The sequence below is a fragment of the Vibrio sp. Vb2131 genome, assembly GCF_033338535.1.
Taxonomy (GTDB): Bacteria; Pseudomonadota; Gammaproteobacteria; order Enterobacterales; family Vibrionaceae; genus Vibrio; species Vibrio alginolyticus.
In genome coordinates this window covers 1-748 of the sequence record NZ_JAWOSW010000065.1, presented here as the reverse complement: position 1 = coordinate 748, position 748 = coordinate 1, and the positions used below count along the sequence as shown (strand labels likewise).

Genomic DNA, 748 nt, shown 5'->3' with positions numbered 1-748 from the left:
ATACTCGCATTAGCTCATCAACTACAACAGCAAACCTTTGAGTTGAAGCTATTGCCTCATTGCGAATGCCGATTACCTGCTTGGCAACGTTACGGGAGAACCGCCGTCGGTAGCCCAAGAGTAAAGTGTCGCTGCTGTCAAAAAACCGCAACGCTGCTGAACCCAATCAAAGAATCCCACACACTCCAACCACTGCTTGATGCTCTATTGGCCGAGGTTTCACCCAAAGATTTACAGTATAAATTGGGCTTAAATCATCGCCGTTTTTCACAATCTCTTGAACGTTTGGCAAGTATGCTGGACACTTTTAGTCGCTTATACGAACGTCACTTATCGTTCTCGAATATCCAAACTCGATCCTTTGTTCAAGTGGCGCGCTCTGGTTTTCGCCACCATGGTCGAGAACAACGTGCAGCGCATATTTGGACACTATGCAGCGCCGATGCCCAAACGGGTTACGTGCTTTTGCTCAGTGACAACGCTTGGTTTCCTCAGACAGAGATGTCAGAGCACGTCATTCCTCAACCGCTTTGGGAGCCAAGCCGTTACCAATTAACGCAGCAAGAAGAAGTACCAGACGAATCAGATGTATTTCTCCAAGCACAGCGCACTTACGACAAAATTCTTAGCCACAGCCAATTTGACCAACTCGCTTACTGCGATGGTTCGCACGCGAAATCAAAAGAAGTGCTACTCACTCGTCCAGTTTTTGCTGCGCACGCGCACATGCAAAACTTGGCGAAATACT

The 748-nt window shown here is 47.7% G+C and carries 1 pseudogene; it reads left to right on the top strand.

Annotated elements, in window-relative coordinates:
• Window positions 1-748: pseudogene (locus R7E38_RS22875) on the top strand (hypothetical protein); the annotation flags it as partial.